Below are 14,357 nucleotides of genomic sequence, written 5' to 3'. Positions count from 1 at the left end.
CTTATATTTTTTATGATGATGCTATTATTATTAGCCTTATCTGGATGTTCAACAAAAGAACAATCTAAAAAACCAGAAGAACAGAAACAAGCAGCTTCTGAAAAGAAAGTGGAATTAACCATTTCAGCAGCTGCAAGTTTACAGAATGCCTTAACTGATATTAAAGCAGATTTTGAAAAAAAACATCCTAATGTCACTATAAATTATAACTTAGGAGCTTCAGGGGCCCTTCAGCAGCAAATTTCCCAGGGAGCACCTGTCGATCTGTTCTTTTCTGCTGCTGAGGACAAATTTCAGAAATTAATTCAGGATGGACTTATTGAAAAGAAAAACGGAACAGATTTAGTAGGAAACGAACTTGTCCTGGTAGTACCAAAGGGTTCAAATAAAGGAATTAACACATTCGAAGATTTAACAAAATCTGATAAGGTAGCACTTGGAACCCCTGAGTCCGTTCCTGCAGGGCAATATGGTAAGCAGACCTTGGATAAGCTAAATGTTTGGAAGTCTATTGAAGGAAAAATAGTATATGGAAAAGATGTTCGACAAGTGCTTACTTATGTCGAATCTAACAATGTCGACGCTGGACTTGTATATAAGACAGATGCATTAACTTCTCAAAAAGTTGAAATAGTGGCTACTGCTAAGGATGACACACACGATCCGATTATTTATCCAGTAGGGGTAATTAAGAATAGTACCCATCAAAAAGAAGCCCAGCTATTCTACGACTATCTTCAAAATGATCAATCAATGAAGACGTTAGAAAAGTATGGATTTAAGAAACTGAAATAGGTAAAAATGGCAACAAGCTTTTGGTCTCCTGTCGAACTATCTATTGAAATTGCTTCTGTTTCGGCAATATCGGTCATCATTTTAGGACTGTTTTTTGGAAAGATAATGGCTAATAGAAAATTTAAAGGAAAAGTCTTAGTTGATACCATTTTCCTTTTACCGTTAGTTTTACCTCCGACAGTCGTAGGTTTCCTATTAATTATGTTTTTTGGTCGGAATAGTCCAGTAGGGAAATTGATTGAGTGGATTTTTAATCAACCTGCAATGTTTACTTGGTGGGCTGCTGTGATTGCTTCGACTGTAGTCGCATTTCCTCTTATGTATCAATCTTCTAGGACAGGATTTGAAGCAGTAGATGAGGATATCGAGAATGCTGCTCGTGTGGACGGAGCAAATGAATTCAGTTTATTTATGTTTATTTCAATTCCGCTTGCACTTAAAGCAATCATTGCAGGTGCAATATTGAGTTTTGCGAGAGCATTAGGTGAATTTGGAGCCACATTAATGTTCGCAGGAAACATCCCTGGGAAAACCCAAACAATTCCTACCGCTATATATGTAGCAATTGATTCAGGCAACATGGAATTGGCGTGGCTTTGGGTAACAAGTATGATAGCTATTTCATTTTTGATGTTAATATGCGTACATTTTATTAAATCCTGATGAAGATAAAACTTTTTCCAATAATTAAGGCATTCCTTTATGGGATGTCTTTTCTTATTTCAAATAGATTTGGACAAAATTCCCATATTAAGTTCATAAAATTTTTTGCCAGAGTCCAAAAAGATATGATATATCAATAACATAGAAGTTTAAAAATATACATAAACAGGGGGAGTTCTAAAGACATGACAGTTCTACAAATTTTAAGTTTAATAGGAATCGATATTTTGTTATCGGGTGATAATGCGGTGGTTATTGCATTAGCTGCTAGTAAAGTCCCCCAGCATTTGAGAAATCGGGCAATTTTTGGCGGGACATTAATGGCTATTGTATTAAGGATTCTAGCAGCAACTGTTTTAATTCAGTTTCTAGGAATCCCCTTCGTGCAATTAGTGGGCGGTTTAATCTTGTTACGAATCAGCTACAATTTAATCGCACATAAAGAAGAAGAGAACGCAAATATCAAACCATCAGATCAAGTTCTAGCAGCAATCAAAACGATTGCGATTGCCGATTTCGCAATGTCTATTGATAATGTTATTGCGTTATCAAGCGTTGCGGAAGGAATTCTGCCGATTGCAATTGGAATTCTCATCTCAATCCCAATCATTATTTTTGGCAGCAAATTATTAACGAGCTTAATGGAGAGATTTCCTATTATCGTTTATGCAGGTGCAGGTTTATTAACCTTTGCTGCAGGTAAAATGATGGTTGAAGATAAAGGCTTAGAAAAGGTCCACATCTTAATTCCAGAATCACTTCATTTAGTTATTCCAATTGCTATGGCTATCATTTTGGTGGTAGCAGTGTTTGTAAAGAACAACATGGGAAAAGAAGCAAAAGCTACAATTTAATTATGGGAAAGCACCGTTTAAAATGCACTGTATTGCAAATGGGGCTAAATAATTAATAAAAGCAGCCGTTCCATTTCGGCTGCTCTTCTTTTACTCTTTTTTCTTTTTATTTACTATCAGTTTACTCACCTACAGCTGTCTCCTGGATTCCGGAAAAGGCGAAAGTTGTTGTGGCACTGCATCAATTGATGTTACATGTACACCTGGCCGCCGCCCGTGGTTCCATTTTCCATTTAGTGCGCGCTCGATTTGGGCTCCCAGCTGCAGTAGCAATCCATCGTCCCCTTGCCGTGTGAGTGCGTGAATTCCAAGGGGCAGCCCGTTCTCAAGTTCAGCCATCGGCAACGAGATACCCGGAAGGCCACAAAGGTTGGCGATCGGAGTATATGAGAATATCCCCCAGAGGTTTTGGAACCAATCATAGACAGAAGGATTATCGCTGATTGTCAAATACTCCTTCGTTCCAACCAATGGCGTAGGCAGGGCAATCGTCGGGGTCAGCATGATATCCCAGTCTTCAAAGAAGGAGGCTACCCTGCGGGAAGTGTCGTTGAACTTCGCTTGCATCTTGGCACGTTGCGTATACGAGGCGGAGCGGCCTTCTTCCCAGACCCGAATGCACATCGGTTCAATAAGATTGGCAGGTGGCTTTTCCAAGCCTTTTTGCTCCAATAGACCTTGAATAGTTTGTGTAAAATTCATGATATAGCATTCGGTTTGTGCCTCGTAGGCAGTATGAAAGTCAATGTCCGGAATTACCCACTCGACGTGATGGCCAAGTGCTTCGAGGAAGCGGGCCGTCCGTTCCAATTCAGCAACTATGTGTGGTGTGGCCGCGTAATCTCCCCACTGATGTGAAACGGCGATACGAAGTTTTTTCGGATCCCGGCGAATCAGCTCGGAGTAAGGCTCGGAAGGCAACCAATATGGCATGAACTCGCCAGGTGCTCCCCCCCTGCAACTGTCCACAAAGGCAGCGGTGTCACGTATGGTGCGTGAGTGACAACCCTGAGCTGATACTACACCCATCAAGTCCGAACTGTAGGGACCAACCGAAAAGACGCCGCGGGACGGCTTCAAACCGATGTTGCCATTTACACCTGCAGGAATTCGAATCGAGCCGCCGCCATCAGTCGCATGGCCGATGGGAATGATTCCGGCCGCAACCGAAGCTGCCGTGCCCGCAGAAGATCCGCAGGTTGTATAGTCAAGATTCCACGGATTTCGCGTAACATAGACTTCTGGATTCTCGGCTGAACTGCAGAGCCCAAACTCAGGTGTTGTCGTCCGCCCGATGATGTTAAGACCTGCTTGGCGAATGCGACTGGTAAGGAAGCTGTCTGCTGAAGCACGATTTCCTCGCATAAACAGAGATCCCATTTCCTGTAGACGCCCTTTAACAGTGGGTCCTAGATCCTTCATCAGGAATGGTACTCCTGCAAAAACCCCATCAGCTTTCGTTCCGTCTTTCATAGGGTTATTGACCGCATCATCGAAGACCTCGATGACCGCGTTGACCGAAGGATTTAAGGTGTCGATGGCGAGTGAAACCTGTTGGGCCACCTCTCGCGGGGTAATCTCTCCTTTTCGTACCAAATCGGCGAGGCCAATGGCATCAAGGTTAGACCATTCATTCCAGCTCATAGCAAATGTCACAAAGTTTCACTCCTTCTTATTTGTTCGGATTGGATATTTATCACTGCAATCTTATCTTTCCAATGTAAAACACTAAATTAATTTCGTATCATCCCAATGGTTATTTACAGCCACTTATTACAGCTTATATTTATCTTAAATTAAATAAATCTTTATGAGCGATAATTCCTTCAATACTTTCTGCTGATTTAACCGCGTTAATGATCGCCATCTCCATGACCTTTGCAGCAAGGCCGCCAATCACATCTACCGGAACCCTGTCTCCTCCGGTAGCCACAGCAAAAATGGTGTCCCCATCAAACAGAGTATGAGCTGGATAAATCGTTCTTGCATACCCGTCTTGAGCCATTTGGGCTACCTTCGTTGCCTCCGCCTTCGTTAAATCGGCATTGACCGCAATAACCCCAATGGTGGTATTAGACCCAACAGGAATAGTAGGTTGATAGTTTTTTTCAAGAAGCTTGATACTATCAACAAGCTTCCCATCTTTATAAGGTCCTGCCAAAATTTCTCCCGAGGAAGAGTCGCGGACATCACCGGCAGGATTGACAGCTACTATCGCCCCTATCACCACGCCATTTTCTAAGCGGAGTGACGCACTACCGAGGCCGCCCTTCATACAAAAGTCTGGACCAGCCAATTTTCCAACGGTAGCACCACAGCCGGCTCCGTAATTTCCTGTGCTAAACATTTCTGTAGTTGCCGTTTTTGCAGCCTCGTAACCCATCTGTTTATCGGGTCGAATTTTGGGGTCACCGTATGGCAGATCAAACAACACAGCTGCTGGAACTATAGGAACCTTAGCTACACCCACATCTAAGCCGATCCCCTCATTCTCTAAAAATTGCATTACGCCAGAAGCGGCATCCAAACCAAACGCACTTCCACCGCTTAAACAGATGGCATGAACTTTATCAACTAAATTAACCGGGTCTAAAAGATCGGTTTCCCGGGTTCCGGGAGCGGACCCTCTTACATCCACTCCAGCTACCGCACCCCTTTCAAAAAGAATAGCGGTACAACCAGTCAATGCCTGTTGATTTTCTTTATTTCCAACTTTTACTCCCGGTACATCTGTAATTTGATTATGCATCCCTTATAAATCCTTAGAAATCTTTGATTTTTGTGTTTTGCCAATCTGTTTCCAGGCTAATACAACCGCTAATGTAACAATAGTACCGACAATGGCTTCAGGAATTCCGTTTGTGATTCCGACTGTCCAGGCTACTCCCGCGGTTAAATAATGGCGGACTACAGCCATCGTTAACACAAGTACAGTATTCGCTAATGTCCCGATAAATGCAGCAGCACCAACCGCTATGTATTCATTTTTGCGGCGGAGTCCAACATATATTAGCCATGCAACCACACCGATAAAAAGACGCGGTAAAATCGCTACTAATGGATCTTTAAAGAGAGGGACCGTTGCGTTTAGGAAAGAGGATATTCCAAAAATCGCGCCAACAATTAAGCCAACCAATGGTCCCTGCATAATCCCCCCAATAATAGCGGGAATGTGCATGATTGTGGCATTCCCAGCTGCTGTTGGAACTGGAATATACCCCAATCGTGTTACCCCTAATAAAATGGCAACTGCACCTAACACCCCAGCGATGACAATATCGCGAACTGTTAAAGATTTTTTCATTCAAATACTCCCCTTTTGTTTTTGGATTTTTTAAACAGGCCCTTTATTTGCTAAGAGATTGTGTTTTTTGGGATACTCCGATAAACTTTCGAAAACAGCCTTTAATTAAAAAGGAAACGGATAAAAAAGTAATAGTAATGAGAAAAATAATCCAACCAGTAAGACAAGATAATCCTTCGCTATTGCTTTATAAACGGAGTAGGAACTCCTTTCGCCTCCTGGCGTATAGCAGCGTGATTCCATTGCAAGAATCAAATCCTCCGCCCTTGATAAGGCGATATTAAATAAAGGGATAATAATCGGAAACATTTCTTTTGTTCTTTGAACAATTCTCCACCAGCCGCCGGTACCAAAGTCGGCTCCCCTTGAGGCTTGTGCTTTCATCATTTTTTCCATCTCGATGGCAAAGGTTGGGACGAATCGAATCGCAATCGTTGTAATCAAAGAGATTTCGTGGACAGGGAACTTAATTTTCTTTAACGGGCTTAATAAGCTTTGAATGGAATGTGTTAATTCTGTGGTGGAAGTTGATAAGGTAAGTACACTGCTTAAGAAGATGATTTCAATAAATCGAACGGCTGATACAACTACCAATCGAATGCTTTCACTGGTGATTAAGACAAAGCCATAATCCACATACACTCTTCCATCTGAAAAGAGCTGTCCTTGAAAAAGCAGCTGTAAAACGGCTAAGATGACAATAAATGGAATGGCTGGTTTCACACCAGATAACCCGTAGCTGATTGGGATTTTGGAGGCCCAGAATAAATAAAGAGATAAAACTAGACCAATGGCATTTCCGAAATAACTCGTATTAAAGGCAATCGCCACAACGAGAATAACAAAAACAAGAAGCTTTATTCTTGGGTCTAATCGATGAATAAATGAGCCTGTTGGTACGTATTGACCAATTGTAATACTACGGGATATTTCAAATTCGCTGGACATGTTCTGAACCCTCCTTCTTGCCGGCAAGAACCTTCATAATTTCCTCTGCTGCTTCCGTGACGGAAAAAGCCTCCGTATTTACCTGGTATCCAAGATCCGTTAATTTATAAAGAACCTGCACTGTTTCAGGGGTCCCTATTTGATGATGTTGCAGTTTTTCTTTATCTGTAAAAATTTCTTTCGGGCTGCCAGTTAACACGTCAGTTCCTCCAGCCATCACATATACGCGGTCTGCCAGCATGGCGACCTCTTCCATATTGTGTGACACAAAAACGACCGTTAATTTTTCTTCCTTGTTTAACCGTTTAATTTTATCCAGCAATTCCTTTCTTGACTTCGGATCCAAACCAGCTGTCGGTTCATCAAGAACTAATATCTTCGGTTTTAAGGCAAGAATTCCTGCTAAGGCTACCTTCCGTTTCTGTCCGCCACTTAACGCAAAGGTTTGTCTGTCCTTCATTTCCTCAAAATCTAAACCAACCACGTCCATCGCCCATTTGACCCGCTCCCTCACCTCCTTAAGTGGAAGGCCTAATTTAAAGGGCCCATATGCAATGTCATCACCTATAAGTTTTTCAAAAATCTGATCCTCCGGGTTTTGAAAAACAAGTCCCACTTTCTGCCTCAATGTTTTCAAATCCACCTTTTTCTTCGATAAATCTTCCCCATCAATGATTACTTTTCCGGATTCTGGACGCATCAGTCCATTAAAATGCTGGATTAGAGTCGACTTTCCCGACCCTGTATGGCCAATGATGGCTATGCATTCACCTTCTTCTGCATAAAGGTTGGCTCCTTTTAAGGCAACATGCTCCATCGGTGTCCCCTTCATATACGTATGGGATAGGTTTTCTATTTCAATGATTGGCCTGCCTGTCATGTTCCCACCTCCGCTTTGTGAAATTTCTCCACTTCTTCAATAAACTCACTTTCTTGAATAATGTCCTTTGAAAAAGTGGTAAATTTTCTGTGAATCACTTCGGCCATTTGGCTCACTGAAGGCACTTCTAATTGCAGGTTCTCTAATTCCAGCTTATGTTTAAAAATTTCACGCGGCGGACCATCCATGACAATCTGCCCACCTTCAATGACGATAATCCGATCAGCTTCCGCTGCTTCCGACATATGATGTGTAACGGTAATAATCGTCATCCCCATATTGTTCATTTTCCTCATCACCTGAAGAACTTCTTTCCGGCCAAAACTGTCTAGCATACTTGTTGCTTCATCAAAAACAATGCAATCTGGCTTCATCGCCAGCACCCCGGCAATCGCAACCCTTTGCTTCTGTCCTCCCGAGAGGTGATGCGGCGGTCTGTGGCGGAACTGAGACATTTTGACAACATTTAAAGCTTCATCTACTCTCTTTTTCATTTCTTCTCTTGGTACTCCAATATTCTCCAGGCCAAATGCTACATCTTCCTCCACAATCGTCGCAACAATTTGGTTATCTGGATGTTGGAATACCGTGCCAACCGCTTGACGAATAGATCGCTTCTTGTTGACATCCTTCGTGTTATGCCCGTGAACCCAGACATCCCCGCTGTCTGGAGTCAAGATCCCGTTAAGGTGTTTGGATAAGGTAGATTTTCCTGATCCATTGTGGCCAATTATTGCTACATATTCTCCAGGGAAGATGGAAAAGGAGATATTCTTAAGAACGGATACTTTCGTTTTTTCATTGATTTTGTATGAAAAAGAAACATTTTCTAATCGAATAATGGACTCCATTTCATTCTCCTTTCATTTTTTCCAATATTTAGAAATATCGGCTGTTCGAATTGTTTAGTGATTGCTAGCATTCTACTGAAACAGTATTCTGTTATTACTGTCAAACCTACGCCCTCTATTGCCTTAATATTTCAGCGCCACGTTTTTTACTTGCGTATAATTCCGGAGTGCCTCTAGCCCTTTCTCCCGCCCAAATCCGCTTTTTTTGTAACCGCCGAATGGCTGGGCGATACCTCCACCTGCACCATAGTGGTTGATGAATACTTGGCCGCATTGAAGCTGGCTGGCAACACGGTGAGCTCGCCCGCCGTTTTCAGTCCATACGCCAGCAACAAGTCCATATGGTGTGCCATTTGCTATTTCGATTGCTTCTTCTTCTGTTTGGAAAGTGGTAACTGTCAATACAGGGCCAAAGATTTCCTCCTGAGCAAGATAATGACCTGCAGGAACGTTATCCAAGATGGTTGCCTGAAGGTAGTAGCCTAATTCGTAACCTTCAAGCAACTTCCGTTCTCCTCCTGTTACGATCCTAATACCGTCTTGCTTGGCAAGATAAAGAAAACTTTGAATACGCTCAAATTGCTTTTTAGAAAGCACTGGCCCTAGATCGTGATTTTCCATTCCTGGTCCGATTGAAAGCTCCTCCATTGCTGCAGCAAGCTTCCGAATGAAATTTTCTTTTATGGATTTTTCAATTACCAAACGCGAGCCAGCAGAACAAGTCTGCCCTGCATTTTGCACAATAGATTTAAGCACCCACTTAAGAGCTTCCTTTTCATAACAATCTGCAAAGACAATATTTGGAGATTTTCCTCCAAGTTCTAGGGTAACCGGAACGATATTTTGTGCCGCTGACTCCATAACCCTTTTCCCCGTCTCTACCGAACCCGTAAAAGTAATATGGTTTATATCAGGGTGACCTGATAGGGCGGCACCTGCCTCATAGCCGTATCCAGTTACAACATTCAAAATACCTTTTGGCAGCCCTAAAGGCTCCATTAATTCAACTAGTTTAAGAGTCGTTAGCGGTGTATCCTCGGCTGGCTTCAGAACAGCCGCGTTCCCGGTTGCAATGGAAATAGAAATGCTTCTTGCTGCAATTTGCAAAGGATAATTCCACGGAATAATATGTCCGACAATCCCAATCGGTTCTCGAACAGTATAATCGATGATTCCTGGCTCAACGGGAATCGTTTCTCCGAGAATTTTATCTGCGATTCCAGCGTAATATTCAAAATAACGTGCGGCAACCTCCACATCCACAGCAGATTGAGTCAGCGGCTTTCCAACATCTAATGTCTCTAATCTTGCTAATTCTTCCTTATTTCCACGAATGATTTCCGCTGCCTGATAAAGAAGCTTACCCCGATTATAAGGACTAAAAGTCTTCCATTCAGTTGAATGAAATGCCTTTTTGGCTCCTTTTACTGCAAGGTCAATTTCTTCCTTGTCCCCTCTTGGAACAAAAGCTAATAATGAACCGTCACCTGGGTTTTTCACTTCTATTAATCTCTCATTGTTAGGTACTATCCATTCCCCGTTTATGTAGCATCCTCGAACTTGAACTTCGACTGCCTTCACTGGTTAAATCCCCCTTCCGCCATCTACGTTTAAAACAGCACCCGTAACAATAGACGCTTCCTTTGAACATAAATAAACAAGAGAATTGGCAATATCAATAGGACGAATCAACCTTCCTAATGGAACACTTTTCTTAAAAACACTTTCCTTTGCTGCCTCAATATCTGTATTCTTCGCTGCAAATTCCCCAAGCATATTTGTATCTGCTGGACCTGGGTTCACCGCATTGACCCGAATTCCGTACTCAGCTAATTCAATAGCCAATGCTTGCGAAAATGAAACGGCGGCTCCCTTTGAAGCGATATAGGCATTTAAGCCGGGCCTAGGTCTCACCATGGAAATAGAAGCGATATTGACAATCACTCCACCACCATTTTTTTTCATATAAGGTACAGCAGCACGGCAAGTTAAAAAGGGAGCTGTTGCGTTTACACGCATAATTTTCTCCCAATCTGCCAGGCTCACTTCTTCAATAGGTGTTGCTGGCTGGGCGATACCTGCAATATTAACTAAACCGTCGATACGCTCAAATTTCTTAAATGCAGATGAAAAAACAATCGCCACTTCCTCTTCCTTGGTTAAATCTGCAGCAATTGGCAGGAGATGTTCGTTTTCCTCTACTCCGTCCACATTGAGATCAACAGCGACAACTAAAGCTCCTTCTTCTAAAAATCTTGAAACCGTTTCTTTCCCCATTCCGCCCTGTGCACCTGTTACAACAAACACTTCATTTTCTAATCTCATCAATATCGACCCTCTCTAACTAAAAGTAAGTGTTGTAAAGCATCACATATTGCTGAACCCATTTCACTTGTCGTTGAACTGCCGCCTAAGTCAGGTGTTTGCACTTCATTTTGTACAATAACCTGTTCAATAGATTCTAAAATGACTGCCGCTAAGTCCCTTCTCCCCAAATGCTCTAGCATTAGTGCTACCGACCAAATCTGCGCAATGGGATTAGCGATTCCTTTGCCCGCAATATCAGGAGCAGAGCCATGGACTGGCTCGAACATGGAAGGGAAATCTCCTTCCGGATTTAAGTTTGCAGATGGGGAAAGCCCAAGCCCTCCTACAACGGCGGAGCCTAAATCACTTAGTATATCTCCAAACAAATTGGAAGCAACCACTACTTCGAAATCCTCTGGCCTAGAAACAAAATACGCTGCTAGAGCATCAATATAATAGCTTTGGAGATTTATAGCCGGATAATCCATTCCCACCTCATTTACAACCTCATCCCACAGTTTCATTGAATGGATGATCGCATTCGATTTTGTCGCGCTTGTAACCGTCCTTTTATCATGTTTTTTAGCATATTCAAAAGCAAATCTTGCCACTTTTTTCGTACCAGTGCGCGTTATTATAGTATTTTGGACGGCGATCTCCTGTTCCGTGCCTAAATATAATCTGCCGCCGCTATTGGAGTACTCACCTTCAGCGTTTTCTCTGACAATGACAAAATCGATAGTTTCACCTGAATACCGGCTAGATACTCCCTTCAATAATTTAACCGGACGTAAATTAATGTACTGCTTGAAATTCTTCCGTATAGGCATGATTAGCTCCCATACCGTCACATCATCAGGCACCCTCTTATCGCCAATAGCACCGAATAAAATAGCATCATATTTTTTTAAAGTATCAAGGGCGTCGTCTGGCATCATTTTTCCATTCCTAAGATAATACTCGCTGTTCCAATCAAATGTATCAAATTCGATTTGAAATGAAGGGTCCAGTTTTTTGAGCAGTTCAAGGACTTTAACTGCTTCATTCATTACCTCCGGGCCGATTCCATCCCCTGGGATTACAGCAATCTGATAGTTAGTCATATTTTCCACCTCTTATTAATTAATATAATCTTTCATTTAAATGAGTGTGCCATGCTCCTATCAAACTAAAATAAAACGCTTACACAAAAAAAGAACATTTCCATTTTTAATTTACGGATTCATCTATTTTTGCGGAAAAGACCTTTTCAGGTAATTCAAGATGGTTTCGCATAATTAAAGAAGCCTTCCTGCTATCTCCATTTAAAATTTGATAATAGATGCTTTCATGCTCCATTAAAATCTTTTCAATAACGCCTGGAACTTGAAAAAACTTTGATATCTCCGAACGATAACTATCAATGAGAAGCGTAGTAATTTTTTGCAGTACTTGATTATTTGAAGCTTTTGCTACAGCAATGTGAAATTCAACATCCCACTTAGCAAAATGTTCATAATCGTTTAAGCTTTTCTTCATTCCATCGATCGTTTTTTCAATTTCTAAAAGATTATTATTTGTTCTTCGTTTTGCCGCTAAGGAGCTTGTTTCACTCTCAACGATTTGTCTCGCTTCCACTATTTCAAGAAGGTTATTGATATTATGGAAGATTAATGATGAAAATTCTGGAGCAACAAACGTTCCTTTTTCTGATTTATTTAGGTAAGTACCTTTTCCTTGATGAAAACTTATAATCCCTACTGCAGATAATTTAGTCAGAGCTTCTCTAATAACGATTAAGCTGACCTGATAACGGTTTGCCAATTCCTTCTGAGAAGGCAATTTATCACCATATGTATACACACCGTTTTCCACATCTTTTAAAAAGACATCAACCACATCATCGACGAGGGATTTACGTTTTAATGCCATGTTTTTCCACTCCCCTAACTCTTCATATGATATGATAACTTAAGAGTATTTTATAAACACAATTCAGAATTGTCAATATATTTGAAATTATTTTATTAATTGAATAATTAACTATTTTGATATAGAAAAGTGAGTTCAAGTGGTCTGTATTTGTATTTTCTCAAAGAAAAAAGCCCCAAACAGGACTTCATGTATGACTCATTATTACAAACTTGACTTGAATTATTTTGGACACTAAAATTTAACAGATAACAGACATATAGGAATAGAAAATTGATATCAGAGGGAAGTGGAGTCCTAAAATGAAGCAATACAATACGCGTGCCATTATGGCGTCGCTGCTCATCTGCGGTTTCGTTGGCATGTTCAGTGAAACAGCTCTCAACATTGCGATTAGTAATTTAATGGTCGTGTTCCAAATTTCGGCCGCGACCGCACAGTGGTTGACGACAGGATTCCTGCTTACTCTCGGCATTTTGATGCCGATGACTGGGCTCCTTCTGCAATGGTTTACGACGAGACAATTGTTTATCTGTTCGTTGGCGAGCTCGATCGCAGGCACATTGATTGCGGCGCTCGCGTTCAATTTCGAAATGCTTATGGTCGCTCGTGTTCTTCAGGCGGCCGGCATGGGCCTGTTGATTCCGCTTATGTTCAATACGATCCTCGTCGTTTATCCACCGGAGAAGCGCGGAGCGGCAATGGGTTTCGTCGGACTTGTGATTATGTTCGCACCAGCGACTGGTCCGACAGTGGCAGGTCTTTTAATTGAATATTTCACATGGCACTACATCTTCTGGCTCTCTCTGCCGTTTTTAGTGATAGGGCTGTTTGTAGGGCTGAAGTATTTGGAAAATGTTACTGAAGTTACGAGGCCTCGCATCGATTTACTTTCTGTTGTATTATCAACGATTGGCTTCGGAGGCGTAGTTTTTGGCTTTAGCAAAGCGGGCGAAGGTGTAGAAAGTTGGACCAGTTCAGCCGTTCTCTTTTCCATCGGCATCGGGCTGGTTGCACTTGTGTTATTTACACTTAGGCAGATGATCATGCGTGAGCCGATGATGGACCTTGGCGTCTTTAAATACCCAATGTATAACGTAGGGCTGCTTATGGTTCTGGCTTGTATGATGATTATCTTGTCCAGCATGATTATTCTGCCAATGTTTCTTCAAAACGGTATGAAACTTTCCGCTTTCACTGCTGGGCTTATGCTGTTGCCAGGCAGCGCGCTGAACGGCATCCTTTCGCCGCGCATGGGCCGTTTGTTCGACAAATATGGACCAAAGTGGCTTGTTATTTCCGGCCTCGCCGTCGTGGCGATCATGTTGTGGTGTCTCTCCGGCATATCGTCCTCATCCTCGATTGCATTTATCGTCGCCTTGCATATCGGACTAATGGTAGGGATCTCCATGGTCTGGATGCCGGCGCAGACGAATGGCCTGAACCAGCTTCCGCCAGAGCTTTACCCACATGGTACGGCAGTCATGAACACGCTGCAGCAGGTTGCGGGTGCGATTGGAACATCAATTGCGATCATCATACTAACGAGCGGCATGGAGAAGTATATGCACCAATCTCCTGCTCCAACGGTGGCTAATGCGATGACGCTCGGCTCACAGCACGTGTTCTTGTTCGCCATGATTGTGACGCTGATCAGTCTTGTCCTAGCGTTCTTTATCCGTCGGGTCATCGTTAAACATGCTGAAATGAATCCAATGCATTAATGTTTTCAAAGGGAGCCCGCGACGGGCCCCCTTTTTTCTTACAGCAGATTATACTCAAAGCAATGCTTTATAAGTATATGATCCTTTGTATAGCTGATCCCACTGTTCATGTAGCCTTTC

General features: G+C 42.2%; 14 protein-coding genes. 4 read left to right on the top strand and 10 right to left on the bottom strand.

Annotated features, from left to right (window positions below; genetic code table 11):
- The first annotated feature begins 12 nt into the window (after window positions 1–12).
- The 3 genes from modA (at window position 13) to V7161_RS19305 (ending at window position 2,312) form a co-directional block, all read left to right on the top strand.
- The gene (modA, locus tag V7161_RS19315; RefSeq protein ID WP_420491645.1) at window positions 13–795 is read left to right on the top strand and encodes a molybdate ABC transporter substrate-binding protein; all 783 of its coding nucleotides are present in this window, start codon (window positions 13–15) and stop codon (window positions 793–795) included.
- A gap of 6 nt (window positions 796–801) precedes the next feature.
- On the top strand, window positions 802–1,458 hold the full coding sequence (gene modB / locus V7161_RS19310) for a molybdate ABC transporter permease subunit (RefSeq protein ID WP_335714538.1): 657 nt from the start codon (window positions 802–804) through the stop codon (window positions 1,456–1,458).
- Window positions 1,459–1,643: 185 nt separating this feature from the next.
- Window positions 1,644–2,312, top strand: coding sequence for a YjbE family putative metal transport protein (locus V7161_RS19305; protein ID WP_335714537.1), 669 nt, complete (start codon window positions 1,644–1,646; stop codon window positions 2,310–2,312).
- 129 nt (window positions 2,313–2,441) lie between these two features.
- Here V7161_RS19305 and V7161_RS19300 read toward each other — a convergent pair whose 3' ends face one another.
- From V7161_RS19300 to V7161_RS19255, 10 genes are all read right to left on the bottom strand, one after another.
- The gene (locus V7161_RS19300) at window positions 2,442–3,968 is read right to left on the bottom strand and encodes an amidase (protein WP_335714536.1); all 1,527 of its coding nucleotides are present in this window, start codon (window positions 3,966–3,968) and stop codon (window positions 2,442–2,444) included.
- A 130-nt stretch (window positions 3,969–4,098) separates the two neighbouring features.
- A complete protein-coding gene (locus V7161_RS19295) occupies window positions 4,099–5,061 on the bottom strand; it encodes a P1 family peptidase (RefSeq protein WP_335714535.1) in 963 nt (320 codons plus the stop codon).
- 3 nt (window positions 5,062–5,064) lie between these two features.
- Window positions 5,065–5,616 (bottom strand): ECF transporter S component, encoded by a 552-nt coding sequence (locus V7161_RS19290; RefSeq protein ID WP_335714534.1) that lies wholly within the window; start codon window positions 5,614–5,616, stop codon window positions 5,065–5,067.
- Between the two features lie 105 nt (window positions 5,617–5,721).
- A complete protein-coding gene (locus V7161_RS19285) occupies window positions 5,722–6,564 on the bottom strand; it encodes an energy-coupling factor transporter transmembrane component T family protein (protein ID WP_289985521.1) in 843 nt (280 codons plus the stop codon).
- Window positions 6,548–7,444 carry an energy-coupling factor transporter ATPase gene (locus tag V7161_RS19280; protein WP_335714533.1) on the bottom strand — a complete coding sequence of 299 codons (897 nt, stop codon included), beginning with the start codon at window positions 7,442–7,444 and terminating at the stop codon, window positions 6,548–6,550. The genes V7161_RS19285 and V7161_RS19280 overlap by 17 nt, the downstream gene beginning before the upstream one ends.
- Window positions 7,441–8,295: an energy-coupling factor transporter ATPase gene (locus V7161_RS19275; RefSeq protein ID WP_335714532.1), complete on the bottom strand. Its 855-nt coding sequence runs from the start codon at window positions 8,293–8,295 to the stop codon at window positions 7,441–7,443. The genes V7161_RS19280 and V7161_RS19275 overlap by 4 nt, the downstream gene beginning before the upstream one ends.
- Before the next feature lie 123 nt (window positions 8,296–8,418).
- Window positions 8,419–9,876, bottom strand: coding sequence for an aldehyde dehydrogenase family protein (locus V7161_RS19270; protein WP_335714531.1), 1,458 nt, complete (start codon window positions 9,874–9,876; stop codon window positions 8,419–8,421).
- A gap of 3 nt (window positions 9,877–9,879) precedes the next feature.
- Window positions 9,880–10,620, bottom strand: a complete 741-nt coding sequence (locus V7161_RS19265) for an SDR family NAD(P)-dependent oxidoreductase (protein ID WP_335714539.1) — start codon at window positions 10,618–10,620, stop codon at window positions 9,880–9,882.
- Window positions 10,620–11,705: a tartrate dehydrogenase gene (locus tag V7161_RS19260; protein WP_335714530.1), complete on the bottom strand. Its 1,086-nt coding sequence runs from the start codon at window positions 11,703–11,705 to the stop codon at window positions 10,620–10,622. The genes V7161_RS19265 and V7161_RS19260 overlap by 1 nt, the downstream gene beginning before the upstream one ends.
- 106 nt (window positions 11,706–11,811) lie before the next feature.
- A complete protein-coding gene (locus V7161_RS19255) occupies window positions 11,812–12,513 on the bottom strand; it encodes a FadR/GntR family transcriptional regulator (RefSeq protein WP_335714529.1) in 702 nt (233 codons plus the stop codon).
- 302 nt (window positions 12,514–12,815) lie between these two features.
- On the opposite strand from V7161_RS19255, the gene V7161_RS19250 reads away from it, so the two are divergent.
- Window positions 12,816–14,237 (top strand): MDR family MFS transporter, encoded by a 1,422-nt coding sequence (locus V7161_RS19250; RefSeq protein WP_335714528.1) that lies wholly within the window; start codon window positions 12,816–12,818, stop codon window positions 14,235–14,237.
- Window positions 14,238–14,357: the final 120 nt, after the last annotated feature.

The sequence above is a fragment of the Neobacillus drentensis genome (assembly GCF_036965425.1).
GTDB lineage: Bacteria > Bacillota > Bacilli > Bacillales > Cytobacillaceae > Neobacillus > Neobacillus drentensis_F.
This window is presented reverse-complemented; position numbering and strand designations above follow the sequence as displayed.

Excerpts from the sequence above, each read along its gene's own strand:
- modA (WP_420491645.1), top strand. The coding sequence starts at position 13 with ATGATGATGCTATTATTATTAGCCTTATCTGGATGTTCAACAAAAGAA.
- modB (WP_335714538.1), top strand. The coding sequence starts at position 802 with ATGGCAACAAGCTTTTGGTCTCCTGTCGAACTATCTATTGAAATTGCT.
- V7161_RS19305 (WP_335714537.1), top strand. The coding sequence starts at position 1,644 with ATGACAGTTCTACAAATTTTAAGTTTAATAGGAATCGATATTTTGTTA.
- V7161_RS19295 (WP_335714535.1), bottom strand. The coding sequence starts at position 5,061 with ATGCATAATCAAATTACAGATGTACCGGGAGTAAAAGTTGGAAATAAA.
- V7161_RS19290 (WP_335714534.1), bottom strand. The coding sequence starts at position 5,616 with ATGAAAAAATCTTTAACAGTTCGCGATATTGTCATCGCTGGGGTGTTA.
- V7161_RS19285 (WP_289985521.1), bottom strand. The coding sequence starts at position 6,564 with ATGTCCAGCGAATTTGAAATATCCCGTAGTATTACAATTGGTCAATAC.
- V7161_RS19280 (WP_335714533.1), bottom strand. The coding sequence starts at position 7,444 with ATGACAGGCAGGCCAATCATTGAAATAGAAAACCTATCCCATACGTAT.
- V7161_RS19275 (WP_335714532.1), bottom strand. The coding sequence starts at position 8,295 with ATGGAGTCCATTATTCGATTAGAAAATGTTTCTTTTTCATACAAAATC.
- V7161_RS19265 (WP_335714539.1), bottom strand. The coding sequence starts at position 10,620 with ATGAGATTAGAAAATGAAGTGTTTGTTGTAACAGGTGCACAGGGCGGA.
- V7161_RS19260 (WP_335714530.1), bottom strand. The coding sequence starts at position 11,705 with ATGACTAACTATCAGATTGCTGTAATCCCAGGGGATGGAATCGGCCCG.
- V7161_RS19255 (WP_335714529.1), bottom strand. The coding sequence starts at position 12,513 with ATGGCATTAAAACGTAAATCCCTCGTCGATGATGTGGTTGATGTCTTT.
- V7161_RS19250 (WP_335714528.1), top strand. The coding sequence starts at position 12,816 with ATGAAGCAATACAATACGCGTGCCATTATGGCGTCGCTGCTCATCTGC.